Source organism: Nonomuraea sp. NPDC050404 (assembly GCF_040655495.1).
Taxonomy (GTDB): Bacteria; Actinomycetota; Actinomycetes; order Streptosporangiales; family Streptosporangiaceae; genus Nonomuraea.
Genome location: NZ_JBFAKB010000006.1, coordinates 527,206 through 547,634, shown reverse-complemented (window position 1 = coordinate 547,634; position 20,429 = coordinate 527,206). Strand labels below are relative to the sequence as shown.

Annotated in this window: 21 protein-coding genes, 3 tRNA genes and 1 riboswitch; of the genes, 13 read left to right on the top strand and 11 right to left on the bottom strand. The window is 69.7% G+C overall.

Annotation, left to right across the window (positions count from 1 at the left end; all coding sequences use genetic code 11):
• Positions 1-45: 45 nt before the first annotated feature.
• Positions 46-630: a C40 family peptidase gene (locus AB0I81_RS19865; RefSeq protein WP_360658497.1), complete on the bottom strand. Its 585-nt coding sequence runs from the start codon at positions 628-630 to the stop codon at positions 46-48.
• Between the two features lie 18 nt (positions 631-648).
• Positions 649-796, bottom strand: a riboswitch (cyclic di-AMP (ydaO/yuaA leader).
• 98 nt (positions 797-894) lie between these two features.
• Here AB0I81_RS19865 and AB0I81_RS19860 point away from each other — a divergent pair.
• From AB0I81_RS19860 to cimA, 4 genes are all read left to right on the top strand, one after another.
• On the top strand, positions 895-1,941 hold the full coding sequence (locus AB0I81_RS19860) for a 3-isopropylmalate dehydrogenase (protein ID WP_360658495.1): 1,047 nt from the start codon (positions 895-897) through the stop codon (positions 1,939-1,941).
• 239 nt (positions 1,942-2,180) lie between these two features.
• Positions 2,181-3,278, top strand: a complete 1,098-nt coding sequence (locus AB0I81_RS19855) for a branched-chain amino acid aminotransferase (RefSeq protein ID WP_360658493.1) — start codon at positions 2,181-2,183, stop codon at positions 3,276-3,278.
• A 54-nt stretch (positions 3,279-3,332) separates the two neighbouring features.
• Positions 3,333-3,977 carry a thioredoxin domain-containing protein gene (locus tag AB0I81_RS19850; RefSeq protein ID WP_360658491.1) on the top strand — a complete coding sequence of 215 codons (645 nt, stop codon included), beginning with the start codon at positions 3,333-3,335 and terminating at the stop codon, positions 3,975-3,977.
• A gap of 207 nt (positions 3,978-4,184) precedes the next feature.
• On the top strand, positions 4,185-5,762 hold the full coding sequence (cimA, locus tag AB0I81_RS19845) for a citramalate synthase (protein WP_360658489.1): 1,578 nt from the start codon (positions 4,185-4,187) through the stop codon (positions 5,760-5,762).
• Here the strand turns inward: cimA and AB0I81_RS19840 are convergent, their stop codons facing one another.
• On the bottom strand, positions 5,763-7,394 hold the full coding sequence (locus AB0I81_RS19840) for a heparinase II/III family protein (protein ID WP_360658487.1): 1,632 nt from the start codon (positions 7,392-7,394) through the stop codon (positions 5,763-5,765).
• A gap of 151 nt (positions 7,395-7,545) precedes the next feature.
• Here AB0I81_RS19840 and AB0I81_RS19835 point away from each other — a divergent pair, with 151 nt between their 5' ends.
• Positions 7,546-8,142: an HD domain-containing protein gene (locus AB0I81_RS19835; protein WP_360658485.1), complete on the top strand. Its 597-nt coding sequence runs from the start codon at positions 7,546-7,548 to the stop codon at positions 8,140-8,142.
• A 42-nt stretch (positions 8,143-8,184) separates the two neighbouring features.
• Here AB0I81_RS19835 and AB0I81_RS19830 read toward each other — a convergent pair whose 3' ends face one another.
• The 7 genes from AB0I81_RS19830 to AB0I81_RS19800 form a co-directional block, all read right to left on the bottom strand.
• Positions 8,185-8,538, bottom strand: a complete 354-nt coding sequence (locus AB0I81_RS19830; protein WP_360658483.1) for an antibiotic biosynthesis monooxygenase — start codon at positions 8,536-8,538, stop codon at positions 8,185-8,187.
• Between the two features lie 18 nt (positions 8,539-8,556).
• Complete coding sequence (locus AB0I81_RS19825) at positions 8,557-9,144, bottom strand: hypothetical protein (protein WP_360658482.1); 588 nt, start codon at positions 9,142-9,144, stop codon at positions 8,557-8,559.
• Complete coding sequence (locus AB0I81_RS19820) at positions 9,141-9,779, bottom strand: DUF6286 domain-containing protein (RefSeq protein WP_360658480.1); 639 nt, start codon at positions 9,777-9,779, stop codon at positions 9,141-9,143. Before AB0I81_RS19820 ends, AB0I81_RS19825 begins: the two co-directional genes overlap by 4 nt.
• A gap of 110 nt (positions 9,780-9,889) precedes the next feature.
• Complete coding sequence (locus AB0I81_RS19815) at positions 9,890-10,213, bottom strand: hypothetical protein (protein ID WP_360658478.1); 324 nt, start codon at positions 10,211-10,213, stop codon at positions 9,890-9,892.
• Positions 10,210-10,398: a hypothetical protein gene (locus AB0I81_RS19810; RefSeq protein ID WP_360658476.1), complete on the bottom strand. Its 189-nt coding sequence runs from the start codon at positions 10,396-10,398 to the stop codon at positions 10,210-10,212. The genes AB0I81_RS19815 and AB0I81_RS19810 overlap by 4 nt, the downstream gene beginning before the upstream one ends.
• Positions 10,399-10,441: 43 nt before the next feature.
• A complete protein-coding gene (locus AB0I81_RS19805) occupies positions 10,442-10,627 on the bottom strand; it encodes a hypothetical protein (RefSeq protein WP_360658474.1) in 186 nt (61 codons plus the stop codon).
• A gap of 131 nt (positions 10,628-10,758) precedes the next feature.
• Positions 10,759-11,328, bottom strand: a complete 570-nt coding sequence (locus tag AB0I81_RS19800; protein ID WP_360658472.1) for an Asp23/Gls24 family envelope stress response protein — start codon at positions 11,326-11,328, stop codon at positions 10,759-10,761.
• Positions 11,329-11,498: 170 nt separating this feature from the next.
• Here AB0I81_RS19800 and AB0I81_RS19795 point away from each other — a divergent pair, with 170 nt between their 5' ends.
• Together AB0I81_RS19795 and gltX are read left to right on the top strand one after the other, a co-directional pair.
• Positions 11,499-12,275, top strand: coding sequence for a fumarylacetoacetate hydrolase family protein (locus AB0I81_RS19795; RefSeq protein ID WP_360658470.1), 777 nt, complete (start codon positions 11,499-11,501; stop codon positions 12,273-12,275).
• Positions 12,268-13,641 (top strand): glutamate--tRNA ligase, encoded by a 1,374-nt coding sequence (gltX, locus tag AB0I81_RS19790; protein ID WP_360658468.1) that lies wholly within the window; start codon positions 12,268-12,270, stop codon positions 13,639-13,641. The genes AB0I81_RS19795 and gltX overlap by 8 nt, the downstream gene beginning before the upstream one ends.
• 189 nt (positions 13,642-13,830) lie before the next feature.
• On the opposite strand, the gene AB0I81_RS19785 is transcribed toward gltX, so the two are convergent.
• On the bottom strand, positions 13,831-15,801 hold the full coding sequence (locus AB0I81_RS19785) for a M3 family metallopeptidase (protein WP_360658466.1): 1,971 nt from the start codon (positions 15,799-15,801) through the stop codon (positions 13,831-13,833).
• 165 nt (positions 15,802-15,966) lie between these two features.
• Here AB0I81_RS19785 and AB0I81_RS19780 point away from each other — a divergent pair.
• Positions 15,967-16,038, top strand: a tRNA-Gln gene (locus AB0I81_RS19780).
• Positions 16,039-16,078: 40 nt separating this feature from the next.
• On the opposite strand, the gene AB0I81_RS19775 is transcribed toward AB0I81_RS19780, so the two are convergent.
• Positions 16,079-17,014 carry an alpha/beta hydrolase gene (locus AB0I81_RS19775; RefSeq protein ID WP_360658464.1) on the bottom strand — a complete coding sequence of 312 codons (936 nt, stop codon included), beginning with the start codon at positions 17,012-17,014 and terminating at the stop codon, positions 16,079-16,081.
• 110 nt (positions 17,015-17,124) lie between these two features.
• Between AB0I81_RS19775 and AB0I81_RS19770 the strand changes: the two genes are divergently transcribed.
• From AB0I81_RS19770 to AB0I81_RS19750, 5 genes are all read left to right on the top strand, one after another.
• Positions 17,125-18,510: a sensor histidine kinase gene (locus tag AB0I81_RS19770; RefSeq protein WP_360658462.1), complete on the top strand. Its 1,386-nt coding sequence runs from the start codon at positions 17,125-17,127 to the stop codon at positions 18,508-18,510.
• A 103-nt stretch (positions 18,511-18,613) separates the two neighbouring features.
• The gene (locus tag AB0I81_RS19765; protein ID WP_360658460.1) at positions 18,614-19,228 is read left to right on the top strand and encodes a response regulator transcription factor; all 615 of its coding nucleotides are present in this window, start codon (positions 18,614-18,616) and stop codon (positions 19,226-19,228) included.
• Between the two features lie 77 nt (positions 19,229-19,305).
• Positions 19,306-19,887: a hypothetical protein gene (locus tag AB0I81_RS19760; protein WP_360658459.1), complete on the top strand. Its 582-nt coding sequence runs from the start codon at positions 19,306-19,308 to the stop codon at positions 19,885-19,887.
• A 96-nt stretch (positions 19,888-19,983) separates the two neighbouring features.
• Positions 19,984-20,059: transfer RNA gene (locus tag AB0I81_RS19755), tRNA-Glu, on the top strand.
• A 21-nt stretch (positions 20,060-20,080) separates the two neighbouring features.
• Positions 20,081-20,156: transfer RNA gene (locus AB0I81_RS19750), tRNA-Glu, on the top strand.
• Positions 20,157-20,429: the final 273 nt, after the last annotated feature.

The following is a 20,429-nucleotide window of genomic DNA, read 5'->3' as shown; positions in this document are numbered from 1 at the left end:
GCCCGCGTGCGGCCCCGGGCGCACCGGGGCCGCACTCAGGTTCCGCTACAGGACGGCGGTGGGCATGGACGGGGCCGGAGCCTCACGTTCCTTGAGGTAGGACGTCCAGCGGCGGACGCCCTGGGGATCGGGCCGGACCGCGCCCACGAAGGACTGCCGGCGCCAGTCGGACAACTTCTCCTCCTTCACCACGTCGCCGGAGCTCGGCGCGTGGACCATGTAACCGGGCTTGGAGATCATCCCCACGTGGCCGAGGCCGCTGAAGAAGACCAGGTCGCCGGGCTTGAGGTCCTTCCAGGCGATCTTCCTGTCGAAGGCCCCGTACTGCTGGCGGGCGGTGCGCGGCAGTTCGATGCCCGCCGCCTCGTACGCCCGCAGCATGAGCCCCGAGCAGTCGTAGCCCCGCTTGCTGGTGCCGCCCCAGACATACGGCGTGCCGCGTTTGTCCATGGCGAAGGCGAGGGCGACCTTCCATGAGGGCGTCGGCGCGCTCTCCTCACGTACGCGCTTGATGTCGGCGCCGGTCAGGGTGGTGGGGTCCTGGTCCTTGGCGGCGGTGGCGTGTGCCGCGGGACTGGCCAGGATGAGCCCGGCGGCGCCCGTTGCCAGGGCGATGGCCGCACGAGCCATGACGATGCGAGACAGAACACTGTCCTTCCATACGGCCGGCCGGGTTAGCTGACGGGCTCGGGCCTGGAAGACAGCCCTACGGCGACGTGTCGCCGATTCGCCCCTGGGGGGAAAGGTGGGTCCCCGGCTCCGCGCAACGGCTGCGCGGATTAGGCCCGACGGACACTAACGAAACGGTCAAAAGGTCGCAAACCGCCCAAAGCGGGATGTCCGGGAAATGAGATGAGTGTTCGTTAGGCGAGACGAGCCGGTAAGGTTGCCGTCATGGAGTCGCGTAACATCCGCCTGGCCGTCATCCCTGGGGATGGCATCGGCGCCGAGGTCGTCGCAGAAGGGCTCAAGGTCCTTGAGGCAGTGGGCACGAAGATCGAGCCCACGCACTACGACCTGGGCGCCGCACGCTACCACCGCACCGGCGAGACGCTGCCGGACGCGGTGCTCGAAGAGTTGCGCGGCTACGACGCCATCCTGCTCGGCGCCGTGGGCGACCCCAGCGTGCCGCCGGGCATCCTTGAGCGCGACCTGCTGCTGCGCCTGCGCTTCGAGTTCGACCACTACGTCAACCTGCGCCCGGTCAAGCTGCTGCCCGGCGTGGAGACGCCGCTGGCCGACACGCTGCCCGAGAACATCGACATGATCGTCGTCCGCGAGGGCACCGAGGGTCTCTACGCCGGCACGGGCGGCGTCATGCGGCGCGGCACGCCGCACGAGATCGCCACGCAGGAGTCGCTCAACACCGCCCACGGGGTCGAGCGCGTGGTGCGCTACGCCTTCGAGAAGGCCAAGTCCCGGCCGCGCAAGAAGCTGACCCTCGTCCACAAGACCAACGTCCTGGCCTACGCCGGCGACCTGTGGCAGCGCACGGTCAACCGGGTGGCCGCCGAATACCCCGAGGTCACCACCGACTACTGCCACATCGACGCGGCCTCGATGTTCTTCGTCAGCCAGCCCGAGCGCTTCGACGTGGTCGTCACCGACAACCTGTTCGGCGACATCATCACCGACCTCGGCGCGGCCATCGCGGGCGGCATCGGCCTGGCGGCCAGCGGCAACATCAACCCCGAGCGCACCGCGCCGAGCATGTTCGAGCCGGTGCACGGCAGCGCGCCCGACATCGCCGGCCAGGGCAAGGCCGACCCCACCGCGACCATCCTGTCCGTCGCCATGCTCCTGGACCACCTCGGCCTGCGCACCGAGGCGGCCAAGGTCGAGCAGGCGGTCGCCGACGACATCGTGGAGCGCCTGACCGGCTGGGCCAACCGCACCACGCACGAGATCGGTGACGACATCACCGGGCGAGTATCCGGCTAGGACCGCCTAGCCCCGGAAACGCGCCTGGCGGTCCTAGGAGGACTGCCGGGCGCGTTTTCGCGTTTCCAGCGTTCCGGGATGCGGCGAACCACCCCATCGGCCCCTTGCCATCCCATATAGCGAGACAATAGGAAGTACGGACTGCCCTGTCCGGGCACGGCTGCAGGCCGCCGCAGGTGCGCAGGCAACCGGTAGATTCCGGTAGATTTCGGTAGATCGCAGAGATAAGGACCGACGTCATGACCATCGCTCAGAAGCTCAGCTTCGACGTGCAGCTATCCGACCACGCTCGCACCGCGGCCGAGCGGGAGCAGGTACTGGCGAATCCCGGTTTCGGGCAGACCTTCACCGACCACATGATCTCGGTCGACTACACCGACGGCGTCGGCTGGCACGACGCCAGGCTCATGCCGTACGGGCCGCTCTCGCTCGACCCCGCCACCTCGGTCTTCCACTACGCGCAGGAGCTGTTCGAGGGCCTGAAGGCTTACCGGCAGGCCAACGGCTCGATCGTGACCTTCCGCCCGTACTCCAACGCCGCCCGCTTCAACCGCTCGGCCTCGCGCATGGCGATGCCGGAGCTGCCCGAGGCGACCTTCGTGGACTCGCTCGAACTCCTCGTCGAGACCGACAGGGAGTGGGTGCCCACCACCGAGGGGCACAGCCTCTACCTGCGCCCCTTCATGATCGCCACGCAGGCGGGGCTGGGCGTCAACTACCCGTCCAAGACCTACAAGTACATGGTCATCGCCTCGCCGGCGGCCTCGTACTTCACCGGTGGCCTCCAGCCCGTCTCCGTCTGGTTGTCCACCGAGTACACCCGCGCCGCCCCCGGCGGCACCGGCTTCGCCAAGTGCGGCGGCAACTACGCCGCGGCCTTCGTCGCCCAGCGGCAGGCCGTCGAGCACGGCTGCGACCAGGTGGTGTGGCTGGACGCGCACGAGCACCGCTACGTCGAGGAGATGGGCGGGATGAACCTGTTCTTCGTCTTCGGCGACAAGCTCGTCACCCCGGCGCTCACCGGCACGCTGCTGCCCGGCATCACCAGGGAGTCGATCCTGGAGCTGGCCGGCGACCTGGGCCTGGAGACGGAGGAGCGGCTCATCTCGGTGGACGAGTGGCAGTCCGCGTGCGAGTCGGGCGAGCTGACGGAGGTGTTCGCGTGCGGCACGGCCGCCGTCGTGACGCCGGTGGGCACGGTCAAGGGCGCCGACCGCTCCTGGACCGTGGCCGACGGCACGCCGGGCCCGGTGACGATGCGGGTGCGCGAGGAACTCGTCGGCATCCAGTACGGCACCCGTCCCGACACGCACAACTGGGTCCACAAGATCGTCTGATGCGACCGGCCCGCGGGGACCTCCGCGGGCCCGCGCGTTCAATGAAAGTGGCTGATGATGAAGCGGTTGATGGTGGTCGCGCTGGCGTGCGCGGCGATCGCCGTGCTCGGGGTGTTGTCGTTCGCCGGCTCCGGCGCGTCGTCCGAGGGGGTGAAGCTGGCCCGGCAGGACGACGGCTCGATGATCCTGGCCGACCTGGGCAGCGAGGCTCCCGTGCTCGACGTGTACGAGGACTTCGACTGCCCCATCTGCAAGGAGATGCACTCCAAGGTGGACGCCACCATCCAGCGGCTGGCCAGGGAGGGCAAGGTCAAGGTCGTCTACCACACCGTGACGATCTTCCAGCAGGAGCCCATGCGCTCCAACTCCATCCGCGCCGCCTCGGCCGCCCGCTGCGTGCCCGAGGAGAACTGGCTGGCCTTCAGGGACGCCCTGTACGCCATGCAGCCCGCCCCCCACGGCGAGGCATCCGGCTTCACGGTCGAGGAGCTGGCACAGGCCGCGCGGAAGGCGGGCGCGTCGGTGGACTCGTGCGTGACGTCGCAGTCGTACGCGAAGTCACACCTGGCCGAGACGGCGAAGATCCCGCTGGAGGGCACGCCCACGGTGGTGCTCGACGGGCGGATGCTGGGCAACGAGGCGCTCGACCCGGCGGCGCTGGAGCGCGTCATCACGGAGGGCAACGGAATCCGGGTGTGAGCCGCGCGGCGTCCCACAAGGTGAGACCGGTGTGCCAGATGGTGAATCCATGTGGCAGACTGGGCGGCACCATGTTCTACGGTCTGCTCATTATCGGCAGGCGCGCTGGCTGACGCAGGGACACCGCCAGCGCGCAGACCTCTCACGTCCGTGAGGGGTCTTTTTGTTTTCCCGAGGACGACACGCTTCTCCAGAGATGAGAAATCCATGGCCGACGACCGCTTCCACGTATACGACACGACGCTGCGTGACGGCGCGCAACAGGAGGGCCTGAACCTCACCGTCGCCGACAAGATCGCCGTCGCTCGCCACCTGGACGGTCTGGGAGTCGGCTTCATCGAAGGGGGCTGGCCCGGCGCCAACCCCAAGGACACAGAGTTCTTCAGGCGCGCTCGAACAGAGCTCGACCTGAAGCACGCGCAACTCGCCGCGTTCGGCGCGACCCGCCGGGCAGGTATGAAGGCAGCCGACGACCCATTGGTGGCCGCGTTGCGCGAATCCGGCGCGCCGGTCGTGACCCTTGTCGCCAAGAGTCACGACCGGCACGTGGAGCTGGCCCTCCGCACGACTCTCCAGGAGAACCTCGCGATGATCCGCGACACGGTCTCCCACCTCCGTGCGGAGGGACAGCGAGTCTTCCTCGACGCCGAGCACTTCTTCGACGGTTACAAGTCCAACTCAGCCTACGCGCTGGAGGTTCTCAGGACCGCCGCCGAGGCCGGCGCGGACGTCATCGCCCTGTGCGACACCAACGGCGGCATGCTCCCCGACGAGCTGGCCGAGATCGTCCAGGACGCCGTACGCACCAGCGCCCGCGTCGGCATCCACTGCCACGACGACACCGGCTGCGCCGTGGCCAACACCCTGGCCGCCGTCAAGGCGGGCGCCACCCACGTCCAGGGCTGCGCCAACGGCTACGGCGAGCGCTCCGGCAACGCCAACCTCTTCACGGTCGTGGCCAACCTGCAGCTCAAGCGGGGCTTCGAGCTCGTGCCCCAGGAGTCGCTGGCCGACATGACCCGCATCGCCCACGCGATCACCGAGGTCACCAACGTCACCCCCAACTCCCACGCCCCGTACGTCGGCATGTCCGCCTTCGCGCACAAGGCCGGGCTGCACGCCAGCGCCATCAAGGTGGACCCCAACCTCTACCAGCACATCGACCCCGCCGCCGTGGGCAACGACATGCGCATGCTCGTCTCCGACATGGCCGGCCGCGCCTCCGTCGAGCTCAAGGGCCGCGAGCTCGGCTACGAGCTGACCCCCGAGCACACCAGGACGCTGGTCGAGCGGGTCAAGGACCTGGAGTCCAAGGGCTTCACGTTCGAGGCCGCCGACGCCTCCTTCGAGCTGCTGCTGCGCGACACCGTGAGCGGCGAGCGCCGGCGCCACTTCGAGGTCGAGTCCTGGCGCGTCATCGTGGAGCGCACGAAGGGCGGCGAGCTGGTCAGCGAGGCCACGGTCAAGCTGCACGCCAAGGGCGAGCGCATCGTGGCCACGGGCGAGGGCAACGGCCCCGTCAACGCCCTGGACAAGGCCGTACGGCTGGGGCTGGAGAAGCTCTACCCCGAGCTGGCCAAGCTGGAACTGGTGGACTACAAGGTCCGCATACTCGAGGGCACCCACGGCACGGACGCCATCACCAGGGTCCTCATCACCTCCAGCGACGACACGGCCGAATGGGCCACGGTCGGCGTGGCGGAGAACATCATCGACGCCTCGTGGCAGGCCCTGGAGCAGGCCGTCACGTACGGCCTGCTCCGCGCCGGGCGCGACTGCGGCTAGTCAGACGATTCCGGCGGAGAAGGACACGCCGTCCACCGTGACCTTCCCGCCGGAGCACGACACCTTGGGCGAGTCCGTCCCCGGCACGATCACCGTCAGCAGTGACTTCGCCGCCGGGGACACCACCACGTTGGTCGCCTGCTTCGACAAGTACGTGGGCGAGACCCAGCCCAGCTTGCCGCCCCGCTGCACCTTCTGCCCGCCGACCTTGTCGCACGAGGAGAACTGCAGCAGCGTGACCTTGAACTTGCCGTCGCCCAGCACCACCTTGCCGCCGCTCTCCGAGACGACCTTGAGCGAGGGGGCGAAGCGCCAGATGTTGCTGACCTTCTTGCCGCCCGACGCGGTGTCCAGCACCGCCATCACGTCCTCGCCATGGTTGACCAGCACCGACCTGGTACGGCTGACCCCGTACGCCTTGTCGGTCAGCCTGAACGCCTGGCGGTCGTCGCCGTAGCTGGTCTTGACGATCTTGCTGCCCGTGCGCGGCCTGAACTTCGCGCCCGCCACGATCGGCACGTTGTGCGCCTCGGGCGACATCGTCCAGTAGCGGTAGGCGCTCTTCTCGTAGGAGTGGAACCCGCCGTCCACCAGGATGTCGCGGCCCTGCGCGTAGTACGTCACGCCCAGGTGGTCCTCGTGGCCGTGGAACTTCATGCCCGGCCCGTACCTGATCGAGTAGTAGGCCGACTCGGGCTTCTCCCACGCCGTGCGGCCGTACACGTACCCGGCCCGGTAGTTCCTGACCTTCTGCTTGGGCTTGCCCGTCTCCATCTTCGGCTCGGTGTCCGCGCTGCCGTCGCCGATGGGCACCATGTAGCCGTTCGGCATGGTCGAGTGGGCGATGAAGTCCTTCATCGCCTCGGCCCGCCTGTCGATCTCACTTGGCACCTTCAGGTCGCACGCCTTCATGTTCGTCATGGCGACCTGGAGCCGGCCGTAGACGTAGACCGCGTACCTCGGCGCCTGCTCCATCAGCGCGCCCTGCGAGTCCACATCCAGCTTCACCGTGCCGGTCAGGCGCTTGACGGCCAGGCTCGACCAGTCCTTGCGGCCGTACCTGCAGCCGATGCCCATGAGCGCGATGTCCTGGTCGATGCCGTGGTTGTGGCCCTTCTTGTACAACTTCGGGTTCGACAGGAGCTTGGCGTGCGTGGCCAGGCTCTGCTTCAGCCAGCTCTCGTTGACGTGCCTGCTCAGGCAGAGCAGCGGCTGGGTGCGCAGCGAGGTGGGGTGGTCCGTCCAGACGTACGCGGGGGTGCCGCGGGCGCCGTACTCGTTGTCGGCCGCCCAGTCCTTGGCGATGTCGGTGGCGCGGTCCAGGTAACGCTTCTCGCCGGTGTTCTCGTACTCGACGACGAGCGTGCCCATCCAGCGCAGCGAGTGGAAGACGAACTCCCACGAGCGGTTCTTGTACGGGCTCGCGTTCCAGTCGACGTTCTTGCCGAACTTGTACGCCGGCAGCCCCACCAGCGAGATCTCGCCCTGCATGACGTCCTCGGCGGTCGGCGTGCCGGGCAGCCAGTCGCCCTGGCACTCGGTGGTCCTGGCCACCTTGTCGGCCGCCTGCGCAGGCCCGGTTAAGGCACTGAGCGCGAGTGTGAGGGCAAGGGGGATCGCGAGGCGGCGCACGCCAGTTCCTTCCGGACAAAAACGAGAGGGCGGGACATGCTTTCGGAATGACGATCAACTGGTCAAGTTGCGTGCCCGATTCGTTAACCGCCCGATGTCACCCCGGCACCCCTGCTGGCGGCCCGCCGGTCCGCCGGACATGCTGGAAGGCGTGAGATTCGACGACCTGGTCATTCCCGACAGCCCCGCCTGCCGCGGCGCGCTCGAAGTGGCCGCCCAGTACCACTCGCCCTCCCTGCTCAACCACTCGATCCGCGCGTACCTGTGGGCGGCGGCCTACGCGCAGGACCGGCGCATCTCCTTCGACGCCGAACTCCTGTACGTGTCGGCGATGCTGCACGACATCGGGCTGGTGGCCGAGTTCGACAGCCACACGGTGCCGTACGAGGAGGCGGGCGGGCACGTGGCCTGGGCCTTCTGCGCCGGGGCCGGCTGGTCGCCCGAGCGCCGGCTGCGCGCCTGCGAGGTGATCATCAGGCACATGTGGGAGGAGGTGCCCCTGGCGGAGGACCCCGAGGGACACCTGCTGGAACTCTCCACCGGCATGGACATCTCGGGCCGCGGGACCGACGAGATCCCCGCCGAGGTGCGGCGGGAGGGGCTTGAGCGCTATCCGAGGCTGGAGATCGCCAAGGAGTTCAGCGTGTGCGTGGCGGACCAGGGCGCCCGCAAGCCGTCGAGCCTGGCGGCGCGGTTCGTGCGCGACGGCATCGTGGACCGCATCCTGCGCAACCCGCTCGACGGCTGACAGGACCTACTCAGGACCTACTTCGGGCCGGTGCTCTCGGCGTTACTTGGGGCCGGTGCTCTCGGCGACCTCGAACGACCACACCTCGGAGTCCGTCGCCGCGGGCCCCTGTCCGTGACCGTGGCCCTGCCCATGCCCGTGCCCCTGGGCAGCGGCCGCCGCCTGGGCGTGCCCGCGCTGGAACGCCTGGCTCTGCTGCCACTTCTGGAAGTCCTCCTCGCTGCGCCAGCGGGTGTAGACGAGGTAGCGCTCGGTCCCCTCCACCGGCCGCAACAACTCGAACCACTCGAACCCGTCGGCCGACTCCACCATCCCGGCCCGGTTGGAGAAACGCCGTTCGAGCTCCTCGCGCATCTCGGCGGGCACGGTCAGAGCATTGATCTTCACAACGGACATCAGGCAGAACCCCTCTCGTCAGCGCACGATCCGGTGCGGTGAAGGTGAGGGCTCCAGGCTAACGCGGGCCACCGCCGGCACCCGATCCCGGTCGAGCGCATCCCGTACGTGAGGCAGCGCCACCGTGGACAGGTGCCGCTCCAACTCGCCCATCGGCACCGACTCGTCGGCCGTCAGGCGCAGCCGCACCTCGGGGCGGCCGGGCGGGCCCAGCAGGTTCGCATCGGCGCGCAACACGGCTGGACTCGCCGCCACGTCGGCCGCGACCGCCCGCGCCATCCCGCCCGCCGACACCCGCGTGACGCCGGTCGGGCCGTCCTCGACGCACAACGTCCCGCACACCTGCCTGCGCCCCTGCACGAACAGCCAGCGCAGCGCCAGCACCGCCACGACCAGCGCCGCCAGCGCCACCAGCCACCAGATCCCCTGACCGGTACGCGCGAAGAACCCGGTCACGTTGCCGTCCACGATCGTCGTCCGCGCGGCGGCCCACTGCTGCGAGAACCCGCCCAGCCCTCTGGCCAGCGCGGAGCCCCCCAGCACCGCCAGCACCAGCCCGACCAGCGCCAGCCCCCACCGGTTGCCCCGCCTCGCCTTCCTGCTCACTCGCGCTCCTTGACCTGCACGGCCACCCGGTACGGCTCCACCAGATCCAGCCCCGCCAGCCTGTCCAGCACGGCCCCGCGCACGTCCTGGCCGAACCCGTCCGCGTCCCGTTTGGACGTGACCGGCGTGACGGCGAACGTGTGACCGCGCCGGGTGACCCGGGCCGAGAGCACCCCGGGCACCTGCTCGGCCGCGTGCGCCAGGGCCCGGGTGACGCTCCTGGGACGCAGGCCGATGATCAGGTCGGGGTCGCCGCTGCGTACCGGCACCATGCTCGGCCGCCCCGGCACCAGCGCCAGGGCCAGCAACGCCAGCCCCAGCAGCGTCACGACCGCCGACCCGAGCAGGACCAGCGGATCCGACCAGAGCGTCGAGGAGGCCCAGGCCAGCATGCGGTCGTACGGGATCCAGCGCAGCGGGCGCCCGGCCAGCGCCGAGATCGTCTCGGCGAGGACGAGCAGGCTGAGCAGCGTGAGCAGGAGGGCCACCACGATCGCGGGCACCTTCCTGCTGGGCCGGAACGCCCGGATCGCCGCCCGATCGGCGGCCTTGTCCCGCAGCGGCGGCAACTCGTTCCCCGCCCGATGCGCACCGGACGGCGCAGCCTGCACGGGCGGCACGTCGTAGGCGGTCATGGCCGCTCACCACCCGGCACGTCGTGGGCGGTCATGGCCGCTCACCACCCGGCACGTCGTGGGCGGTCATGGCCGCTCACCGCCTGGCCTTGGGATGGCGCGTAGATGTGTCATGGCAGGTCACCGCCCAGGTCGGTCATGGTGATGTCCAGGCGGGAGACCTCCACGCCTGTCTGGAACGCCACACGCCGGATCACGTGCTCGCGCAGTCGCGCCGCCACGGCGTGCAGCGGTGCCGGATAGGCCACGGCCACGTTCAGCCGTACCGTGGCCTGCCCGCCGTTCACCTCGCCGTCCGACGCCCGCGCCCAGGGCCGCCCCCGTACGTGCACCTCGCGCACCTCGGGGACCTCCTCGGCGGCGCAGCAGGCGATCTTGGTGATCACCCGGTCGGCGACCTCCGTGTGCCCGCGCGGTTCGGGCGCGCCCGTCATTTGCGTCTCACGGAGAAGTTGGACAGGTTGACCTCGCCGGTCTCGGCGAACCGCCCCACCAGGAAGCCGACCGCGCCCAGCACGAGGACGAGCAGGAACGCGCTCAGCCCCCCGAACGCCCCGGCCAGTCCGAGAACGATGCCGACGGCCATGCCGATGAGCGGCATCCACTGGATGTTGTTCATTTCTCCTCCACGATGATCTCCACGGGCGATCTCCAGGGGCGATCTAGACGACGATGTCGTCCACACGCACGTTCACCGGGCGGTCCCCGGCCAGGTCCGCCACGGCCCGCCGCACTTCGTCTGCTGTCTCCGGCAGCGGGCGGGCCAGCGTGGCCACGATGGCGACCTCGATCACGAGCTCGCCCACGGACACCCCCGTGAGCCGCTCACCCGGCAGATATGTCGCCACCGTCCCGAAAGGCCCCCCGGACAACCCCGCCACCCCGGCACACCCCCGAGCCCGATCAGCGATCATCCGGGCCTCGGTCGCAGCACCGGCACCGGGTCCTGGCGGGGTGCCGGAATCGGGCGGCGCGGACGTCATCGGACCCGGGACTCCGGCTCCGCGTCCTGCCGGTGCCCGTCGTGGCCCCGGTCCCCGTCCCTGCCCCGATCACGGCCCCGATCACGGCCCCGATCGCGGTCCCGGTCCTGGTCGGGCAGGTGGACGTCGTCCACGTGGATGTTGACCTCGGTCACCTCCAGCCCGCACATCCGCTCGACCGCCCCGATCACGTTCTTGCGCACCGCCGCCGCCAGGTCGGGGATCGCGGTGCCGTACTCGGTCACCAGGTCGAGGTCCACGGCGGCCTGCCGCTCGCCCACCTCGACCGACACGCCCTGGGCGACGCTCGCGTCACCGCCGACGATGTTGCGCATGCTGCCGAGGGCCCGCGCCGCGCCTCCGCCCATGGCGTACACGCCGGACACCTCACGGGCGGCCAGGCCGGCGATCTTGGCGACTACCCCGTCGTCGATGCTGGTGGTGCCCTTGTCCGTGACCAGCGAGGTCGCCGAGCCGGTGGCGCCGCCGCCGTCCCGCTCCCGGGCCCGTGGCACCGTCCCCGCCGCACCGGGTCCCGTGGGCCGATTGGACATCGTCTCCGACATGATCCGTCACCTCCCAGGTGTCTCACTGCTACGCAGAGCTAACCGCTGCCACCCGGTCGAATCCCATCAAAACGGACTCTGGGCTCATTAATGGACGGTTCCTGACTTGTGCCGACTGCGACGCGTTAAAAGGTGGCGGACCCCTCCAGCGGCGGCGATAGCCTTGTCAGGTGCGTATAGCGAGGTTCTCCACAGGCGAAGGCGTCTCGTTCGGCGTGGTCGAGGGCGGTCCGGGAGAGGAGTTCATCTCCACGGTCTCCGGCCATCCGTTCGGCCAGGTGCAGTTCACCGGCGAGCGTTTCCCGCTGTCCCAGGTGAAGCTGCTGGCCCCCATGCTGCCGAGCAAGGTGGTCGCCATCGGCAGAAACTACGCCGAGCACGCGGCCGAGATGGGCAACGAGGTGCCGGAAGAACCGCTCATCTTCATGAAGCCGTCCACCACGGTGATCGGCCACGGCGAGAACATCGCCTACCCCACGTCGTTGTCCGACCGCGTCGACTTCGAGGGGGAGCTGGCCGTGGTGATCGGCCGGCTCTGCCGGGAGGTGCCGGTCGAGCGGGTCAAGGACGTCATCTTCGGCTACACCTGCGCCAATGACGTCACCGCCCGCGATCTGCAGAAGAAGGACGTGCAGTTCACGCGGGCCAAGGGGTTCGACACGTTCTGCCCGCTCGGGCCGTGGATCCAGACCGATCTGGACGCGGCCGACCTGGCCCTGACGACCACGGTCAACGGCGACATCCGGCAGAGCGGGCGCACCAGCCAGCTCATCAACGACATCCCCGCGCTGGTGGCCTACGTCAGCGCGGTCATGACCCTGATCCCCGGCGACGTCATCCTGACCGGCACCCCGGCGGGCGTCGGCCCGCTCGAGATCGGCGACGAGGTCAGCGTCGGCATCGAAGGCATCGGCACACTCACGAACAAGGTGGTCTCCCGTGACTGACGTACGGGTCCGGTTCGCTCCGTCCCCAACCGGCATGTTCCACGTCGGCGGCGCTCGCACGGCGCTGTTCAACTGGGCGCTGGCCGAACAGTCCGGCGGCCGGTTCGTGCTGCGCATCGAGGACACCGACGCCTCGCGTAACCGGCCGGAGTGGACCGAGGGCATCATCTCGGCCCTCGACTGGATCGGCATCAACGGCACCAACCCGGTGTTCGAGGGCCCCTACTTCCAGTCGGCGTACGAGCCGCAGCACCGCGAGGCCGTGGCCAAGCTGCTGGCCGACGGCAGGGCGTACTACTGCGACTGCACGCGCGAGGCGCTGGTGGCCCGTACCGGCTCCGAGCAGAAGGGCTATGACGGCCACTGCCGCGACCGGGGGCTGACCGAGGGCGCCACCCGCTTCCGCACGCCCGACGAGGGCGTGACCGTCGTGAGCGACCTCGTCCGAGGCGAGGTGGAGTTCCCCAACGCGGCGCAGGAGGACTTCGTCATCGCCCGCACCGACGGCTCGCCGCTCTACGTGCTGGCCAACGCGGTGGACGACATCACGCAGAACATCACCCACGTCGTACGCGGCGAGGAGCACCTGGGCAACGCGGCCAAGCAGATGTTGCTCTGGCCGGCCCTGGGCGCGACGCCGCCGGTGTGGGCGCACCTGCCGGTGATCGTCAACGAGCAGCGCAAGAAGTTGTCCAAGCGCCGCGACAAGGTGGCCCTTGAGGACTACCGCGCGGAGGGTTACCTGGCCGAGGCCATGGTCAACTACCTGATGCTGCTCGGCTGGGGCCCCGGCGAGGATCGCGAGATCATGCCGTGGTCGGAGATGGTGCCGCTGTTCAGGGCCGAGGACGTCAACTCCGCCAGTGCTTTCTTCGACGAGAAGAAGCTGCGCGCCTTCAACGGCGAGTACATCCGGGCGCTGCCGCTGGAGACGTTCGAGGAGCGCTGCGCGGCCTACCTCGACCCCTCCTGGGACCGGGAGCTGTTCAGCAAGGTCGCGGCGCTGGCGCAGACGCGGCTCGGGGTGTTGTCGGAGATCCGGCAGAACGTCGACTTCCTCTTCCTGGAGGAGCCGGTCTTCGACCAGGCGTCGTGGGACAAGGGCATGAAGAACTCCGCCGAGGAGATCCTCACCGGCTACCTGGCGCGGCTGGAGGCCGTGAGCTGGGATCCCGAGTCGCTCAAGCAGGCGCTGGAGGAGGTCGGCGCGGCCCACGGGCTCAAGCTGGGCAAGGCGCAGGCTCCGGTGCGGGTGGCGATCACCGGCCGGACGGTGGGCCTGCCGCTGTTCGAGTCGATCGAGGTGCTGGGCCGCGAGCGCGCCCAGGATCGGGTACGCGCCGCGCTGACCCGCCTGCGCGGCTGACCCGCGCATCGGTGACGGGACGCCCACCGCGCACGTTCACGCGGTGGGCTGCCGGGCACGTCGCGGCCCTCCGATGAGGCCGCGGCCACGATGCGGCGCTCAGATGAGGCCGCGGGCGCGTCGCGGCGCTCAGATGAGGCCGCGGGCGCGTCGCGGCGCTCAGATGAGGCCGCGGGCGCGTTGCGGCGCTCAGATGAGGCCGCGTCGCTTGAGCAGCGGCTGGATGCCGGCCTCGCGTCCACGGAAGTTGCGGAAGGCCGTCAACGGGTCGATGCTGCCACCCCTGGAGAGCAGCTCGCGCCGGAAGTGGTCGCCGTTCTCCCTGGTGAGCCCGCCGTTCTCCTTGAACCACTCCACGCTCTCCGCGTCGAGCACCTCGCTCCAGATGTAGGAGTAGTAGCCCGCGCTGTAACCGCCGGCGAAGATGTGCTGGAAGTAGTTGGTCCGGTAACGCGGCCGGACCAGCGGGTAGGCGATCCCGGCCGCCTCCAGCGCCGCCGCCTCGAATGCCTCGGGGTCGGTCACGCTCTCGCCGGGGGCGAGCTTGTGCCAGGCCCAGTCGAGCAGCGTGGCGGCCAGGTATTCGACGGTCTCGAAGCCCTGGTTGAACTGCTCGGCCGCCTTCAGCTTCCGTACCAGCTCCTCCGGCATCGGCTCGCCCGTCTCGTGGTGCTTGGCGTAGTTGGCCAGCACCTCGGGCCAGGTCACCCACATCTCGTTGACCTGCGACGGGTACTCGACGAAGTCGCGCGGCACGCTCGTGCCCGACACCCTCGGGAAACGCACCTGCGAGAACAACCCGTGCAGCGCGTGGCCGAACTCATGGAAGGCCGTCTCCACCTCGTCGTACGTCAGCAGCGTCGGCCCCGAGGCCGGCTTGGTGACGTTGAGGTTGTTCATGACCACCGGCCGCAGCCCGAACAGGGACGACTGGTCGACCAGGTTGTTCATCCACGCCCCGCCGCGCTTGGACGGCCTGGCGTAGGGGTCGAGCACGAACAGCCCGAGCCGGCTCCCGTCCTCGTCCGACACCTCGAACACGGTCACGTCGGGGTGGTAGCCGCCCAGGTCGGCACGCTCGCTGAAGGTGATCCCGTACAGCTTGGTGGCCGCGTGGAACACGCCGTCGCGGTAGACCCGGTTCAGCTCGAAGTACGGCCGCATCGCGGCGCCGTCGAAGTCGTAGCGGGCCTGGCGGACCTTCTCGGAGTAGTACGGCCAGTCCCACGGCTCAAGGTCGAACCCGGCCTGCTCCGCCAGCGCCTCGGCCTCCTTCTTGGCGTTGCGCACGGCCGGCCCGACGAGCTGGCCGAGCATGTTCTCGACCGCCTCGACGGTCTTGGCCGTCTGGTCGGCCACGGTGTAGGCGGCGTGGCTGGGGAAGCCGAGCAGCGCCGCCCGCTCGGCCCGCAGCGCCGTCATCTTGACCGCGATGTCGAAGTTGCCGGGGGCGCGGCCGACGCTCAGCTCATACAGGCGGCGCCGCACGTCGCGGTCGGTGAGCTGGGACAGGCCCGGCTGGGCGGTGTAGTTGAGCAGCGGCAGGACGTAGGTGCCGTCCTCCTTGCGCAGCGACTCGATCTTGGCCTCGTCGAATCCGTCGAGGTCCTTGGGGTCGGTCACCACCAGCGCCGACTCGGTGGAGGCCCTGAGCAGGGTCTGCGCGAACTGGGTGGACAACTTCGACAGGTCCTCGTTGAGCGCGCGCAGCCGGTCCTGGTCGGACTCCGACAGGTCGGCGCCGGCCCTGATGAAGTCCTCGCGGTACTTCTCCAGCAGCCAGGACTCCTCGGGGTCCGTCGTGGTGACCTGCTTGATCCTGGCCCACAGCGCCCGGTTGAGCCGGATCGCGTCGCTGTGCCTGGTGAGCTGGGGGGAGATCACCTTCTCGATCTCCATCAGGCCGTCGGTCGTGTTGGACGCGCTGACGCTGAAGAAGACCGTGGCCGTGCGGTCGAGGATCCTGCCCGACCGCTCCAGGGCGGTGATCGTGTTGCCGAAGGTCGGCGGCTCGGTGCTGCTCGCGACCGCGTCGACCTCGGCGAGTTGCTCGGCCATGCCACGCTCGAACGCCGGCAGGTAGTGCTCCTCGCGAACATCGGCGAAGGGCGGCAGTTCGTACGGCAGGCCGCTTGGGGCGAAGAACGGATTCTCGGGCAAGCTCGGGCTCCTCCACGTGGTGTTTTGTCCTCTTCAGCTTGGCACGGCCGGGCACGTGCCGGGAGCTCTGGAGGACGGTCCCGCCAATCGTTTTGGTCTTAGCACCCGAGCTGGGCTATTCTTTCGGACGTCGCCAAGCGCAGCTCCGCGAGGAGCCCGCAGCGGTGGGGTATGGTGTAATTGGCAGCACGACTGATTCTGGTTCAGTTAGTCTAGGTTCGAGTCCTGGTACCCCAGCATTTGCAACGGATGTCTCCCCGACGGGACATCCGTTTTCTTATTTCGCCAGCCGATGCAGAATGTCCGAGATCTGCTTATACGCCTTGGCGGTCGGCGCGTGCGACGCCTCCACCGTGAACACCTTGAACTTGTTGCCGGGCGTGGCCGCGTCCGCCTCCCTGATCATCCGGTCCTGCAGCGCGAGCGGGATCGTGCGGTCCTTGCTGTGCCTGATGTAGACGCGCGGCACCCGTCCCCACGCCTCCTTCCGTCCCCGGGCGTCGGCGCTGCTCACCTGGAGGCTCTCGTCCGGCAGCATGGTGTTCAGCATGGCGAGGAACTCACCCTCGGTGCCCTCCGCCAGGAACGCCGCCTTGGCCGCGTCCAGGAACCTCCTGTCGGCCGTCCGCCAGTTGATCCGGATGGCTCCGATCTTGGTCGGGTCGCCGACGATGGCGTGCATCAGGCCCGCCGACAGGCTCTCCTTCCCCTCGGGGGAGTTGACGTAGTCGGCCGGCGAACGCAGCTTCGTGCAGCAGAACGCGGTGTCGTACACGAGCCGGTCGATCAGGTCGGGCACCTCGTCGGCCGCCTTCGTGATCGCGGCCCCGCCCAGGCTGCCGCCGACCAGGATCACCGGGCCGTAGCGGGCGACCCGCCGCACGACGTCCACCGTGGCCTCCACGTAGTCGTCCAGCGTCACCCCCGCCACCGGGGACGGCAGCGTGGCCAGCTTCTTCAGGTCCTGCGGCGCCTGGTAGGCGATGTGGAACTGCTCCTCGGGGCCGTGCCCCGGCAGGTTCACGCCCACGGTGCGGTGGCCGCGCATCGTCAGCTCCGGGTCGGACGCGGCCACACCGTTGGAGCCGGTCACGAAGACGTACGTGGTGACGTCCTTCTTCTTCGCGGGGCCCACGACGGACGAGGCGGCGACCGCCGCACCGGCACCGGTGGCGGCGAGACGGAATGCGGTTCTACGGGTTGGAATGTTCATGTCTTCGATGTTCGCCGAGGTCAGGGGAGGGCAACATCGCCCGGTCGGCTGGAGAAGCGGCTGATGGCGGGCATCCACCGATCGGTTGATGGTGTGCCAGGCTGGCTGCCATGACCCGGGACCGCTTCGACGAGCGTGCTCGACGGCGTGCGACCATGCCCTCACCCGACCCCGACCAGCCCGACCCCGACCAGCCCGACCCCGACCAGCCCGACCCCGACCAGCCCGACCCCGACCAGCGGCGTGCGGGTCTGCACTGGTTGCACGAGCGGGTCCGGCGGTTCGCGGCGATGCCGTGGCTGGACGGGCGTGAGCGCTGGGCCTACCTGGCGCTGGCGTACGGGCTGCTCGCGATCTCCTCGATCGCCGCCGCCCTGTCGAGCACGCCCGCCGAACCGCTCCCGTCCGAGCCTCTCCCGCCCGAGCTGATCCCCTTCCTGCCACCCTGGCCGATACTGGCGCTCGCGGCGGCCGTCTGGTCGGCCCCCATCGCCTGGCTCTACCAGCGGCGCGACACGCACCGGGCGCTCGCCGTGGCCCACTACCTGCTCCTGCTGGCCCTCGCCGCGGCCCTGTCCTTCCAGAGCGTCGTCTTCGTCCTGTTCGCCTCGATCGGCTACCCGCTGTCCTTCGCCCTGCTCCCGGCCCGGCTGGTCATGGCCGGCGTCACGCTCACCGCCCTGATCAACGTGACCACCCAGGCGGGCCCCGGCAACAGGACGGCCCTGCTGACGGTGCTCGCCGGCGTGGCCGTGCCGCTGGTCTTCGCCGGCTGGTACGTCTCCGCCGAGCACGACAGGCGGCGCCGCCTGGTCGAACGGCTGCGCGCCGCCATGGAGGAGAACGCCGAACTGAACGCCAGGCTGCTCGACCAGGCCAGGCGGGCGGGCGCGCTCGACGAGCGGCACCGCGTGGCGGGGGAGATCCACGACACGGTCGCCCAGGACCTCGTCGCCCTGATCGGCCAGCTGCACGCCGCCGACCGCAGCTCCGACGAGGAGTCACGCGGCCGCCACCTCACCCACGCCGCGGACCTGGCCCGCCGCGGCCTGTCCGAGGCCCGCCGCTCCGTACGCGCGCTGCGCCCCGAACCGCTGGAGGACGCGGGGCTGCCGGAGGCGATCGAGCACATGGCCAGGTCGTGGGCCGACACGGCGGGCGTCGATCTGCGGCTCGACGTCACGGGCACGCCCGTCGCGCTGTCCGCCGAGGTGGAGACGGCCCTGTTCCGCGTCGCGCAGGAGGCGTTGTCGAACGTGGCCAAGCACGCCAGTGCCACCAGGGCGGGCCTGACCCTGTCGTACACGGACGATGGGGTCCTGCTCGACGTACGTGACGACGGGGCCGGTTTCGACCCGCACAGGCCCGCTGACGGCTTCGGCCTGGATGGGATGAGGCAGCGGGTCAGGGGTGTGGGCGGCACCCTGGAGATCGAGTCGGAGCCCGGCGCGGGCACGGCCGTCGCCGCCGCCGTGCCCGCCATGCCCGCGGAATGAGACGATCACAGCGGGATGGGAGGGCCGATGCCACTGCGACTGCTGATCGGGAATGGCGAGGGCCGTTGCGGTTGCGACCGCTGATCGGGGAGGGTGAGTGCCGATGCCGCTGCGAGTGTTGATCGCCGACGACCATCCGATCGTGCGCGACGGCCTGCGCGCGGCCCTCGGCGGCGAGCCCGACCTTGAGGTCGTCGGCGAGGCGGGCGACGGGGAGGAGGCCGTGCGGCTGGCCGCCGAGCTCGCCCCCGACGTCGTCCTCATGGATCTGCGCATGCCCGGCATGGACGGGGTGGAGGCCATCCGGTTGATCGGCGGGACCGGGCCGCGGGTGCTGGTGCTGACCACGTTCGACACCGACGTGATGCCCGCGCTCGAAGCGGGCGCCAGCGGCTACCTGCTCAAGGACGCGCCGCCGGAGGAGCTGGTCAGGGCCGTGCGCGCCACCCACAGGGGTGAGACCGTGCTCGCCCCGGCCGTGGCGGGCCGGCTGGCCGACCATCTGCGCAGGCCGGCCAGGGGCAGGCTGAGCAAGCGCGAGATGGAGGTGCTGCGGCTGGTGGCGGGCGGAGCGACGAACAAGCAGGCGGCGGCCAGCCTGTTCATCAGCGAGGCCAGCGTGAAGACGCACCTGCTGCACATCTACGCCAAGCTCGACGTGCGCGACCGCGCCGCCGCCGTGGCCGAGGCGTTCCGTCGCGGTCTGCTCACCGGATGATCTTGGCGTGGTCTTGGTGCCCGGAGTCGTGAGTAATGCGAGGTCAGGAGGGTTTCCGGTAAAGTCCGGGCCCACCTATGGCTGAATTTCGCATGCGTTCGGGCAGTTTCCCGCGCTTCCTCGCCCCGTTCATCGCCCCGCTCGTGCTGTTCTTCGGCGTCTGCCTCCTGCTCGGCGCCATCTTCACCCAGAGCACCCCGCTGGGCGCCGTGGTCGGCGCGCTGGCCACCGGCGGCCTGGTCGCCGTCCTGGCCGCCAAGCACCGCCGCCTGGCCTCGGGCACCGTCGTGCGCTTCTCGCCCGACGGGGTGGAGCTGACCGACTCGCTCGGCTTCCGCGTACGGCTGCGCTGGCCCGACATCACCAGGATCGACGTCGTGGACACCCAACTCGCCAACCCGCGCCGCGTCGGCCGCCCCGGGGGTGCGCGGGTGCGGGTCCAGCCGCTGCGTTCCGTCGGCCTGATCGGCTGGGGCGAGCGCGTGGTGCCGCCCCGCATCCCGGGCTGGATGCGCGACCGGCTGGCGCGGGTCCCCGTCGATCCGGCCAGCGGCAGGCCGGAGGTGACGATCCCGCTGGGGGAGTTCGACGCGGTGTGGCAGCGGGGGCCGATGGGGGACTGGGTGCGCCACTACAGGCCCGATCTGGTGGGGATCTGATGGACTGACAAGTGGTTTGGTGTGGTCTTCCGGGTGCGGTAGAGTTACCTGCGTTGCCGGGGAGGAAAACACTCCGGCAGAGCAGCTTGTGGACAGGGTCCCGTCGTCTAGTGGCCCAGGACGCCGCCCTCTCAAGGCGGTAGCGCCGGTTCGAATCCGGTCGGGACTACCACTGCCACAAGCCCCACATGAAGGTCCCGTCGTCTAGTGGCCCAGGACGCCGCCCTCTCAAGGCGGTAGCGCCGGTTCGAATCCGGTCGGGACTACCAAATCCAAATCATAATATTTTACGCTCACGGCGGGCGGCTCCAATCGCCGTCTATGGCCTGGCTCTTTCCAGGGAAACGCTCCTCCGGTTCACGGGTAACTCGCCGTTACGTGCGCATTCTTGACCATCGACGTGAGAGTCGTTGACCTTTTGAGCGCGCCTTGACGTTGGCGTCATTTACCGGCGGAATGCCATTTCACCAACAGCCCCGGCCCGTCGTGCCTTCACCGCCGGCGGCCCGGTCGTTCGACAGCCCGGCGTCCACGGTCACCCC

What these genes read in the sequence shown, in the direction of transcription:
- AB0I81_RS19850 (WP_360658491.1), top strand. Translation starts at nt 3,333, where the DNA reads ATGATGAAGCGGTTGATGGTGGTCGCGCTGGCGTGCGCGGCGATCGCC.
- AB0I81_RS19775 (WP_360658464.1), bottom strand. Translation starts at nt 17,014, where the DNA reads ATGAACATTCCAACCCGTAGAACCGCATTCCGTCTCGCCGCCACCGGT.
- cimA (WP_360658489.1), top strand. Translation starts at nt 4,185, where the DNA reads ATGGCCGACGACCGCTTCCACGTATACGACACGACGCTGCGTGACGGC.
- AB0I81_RS19865 (WP_360658497.1), bottom strand. Translation starts at nt 630, where the DNA reads ATGGCTCGTGCGGCCATCGCCCTGGCAACGGGCGCCGCCGGGCTCATC.
- AB0I81_RS19810 (WP_360658476.1), bottom strand. Translation starts at nt 10,398, where the DNA reads ATGAACAACATCCAGTGGATGCCGCTCATCGGCATGGCCGTCGGCATC.
- AB0I81_RS19760 (WP_360658459.1), top strand. Translation starts at nt 19,306, where the DNA reads ATGGCTGAATTTCGCATGCGTTCGGGCAGTTTCCCGCGCTTCCTCGCC.
- AB0I81_RS19855 (WP_360658493.1), top strand. Translation starts at nt 2,181, where the DNA reads ATGACCATCGCTCAGAAGCTCAGCTTCGACGTGCAGCTATCCGACCAC.
- AB0I81_RS19830 (WP_360658483.1), bottom strand. Translation starts at nt 8,538, where the DNA reads ATGTCCGTTGTGAAGATCAATGCTCTGACCGTGCCCGCCGAGATGCGC.
- AB0I81_RS19860 (WP_360658495.1), top strand. Translation starts at nt 895, where the DNA reads ATGGAGTCGCGTAACATCCGCCTGGCCGTCATCCCTGGGGATGGCATC.
- AB0I81_RS19815 (WP_360658478.1), bottom strand. Translation starts at nt 10,213, where the DNA reads ATGACGGGCGCGCCCGAACCGCGCGGGCACACGGAGGTCGCCGACCGG.
- AB0I81_RS19770 (WP_360658462.1), top strand. Translation starts at nt 17,125, where the DNA reads ATGACCCGGGACCGCTTCGACGAGCGTGCTCGACGGCGTGCGACCATG.
- AB0I81_RS19800 (WP_360658472.1), bottom strand. Translation starts at nt 11,328, where the DNA reads ATGTCGGAGACGATGTCCAATCGGCCCACGGGACCCGGTGCGGCGGGG.
- AB0I81_RS19820 (WP_360658480.1), bottom strand. Translation starts at nt 9,779, where the DNA reads ATGACCGCCTACGACGTGCCGCCCGTGCAGGCTGCGCCGTCCGGTGCG.
- AB0I81_RS19765 (WP_360658460.1), top strand. Translation starts at nt 18,614, where the DNA reads ATGCCGCTGCGAGTGTTGATCGCCGACGACCATCCGATCGTGCGCGAC.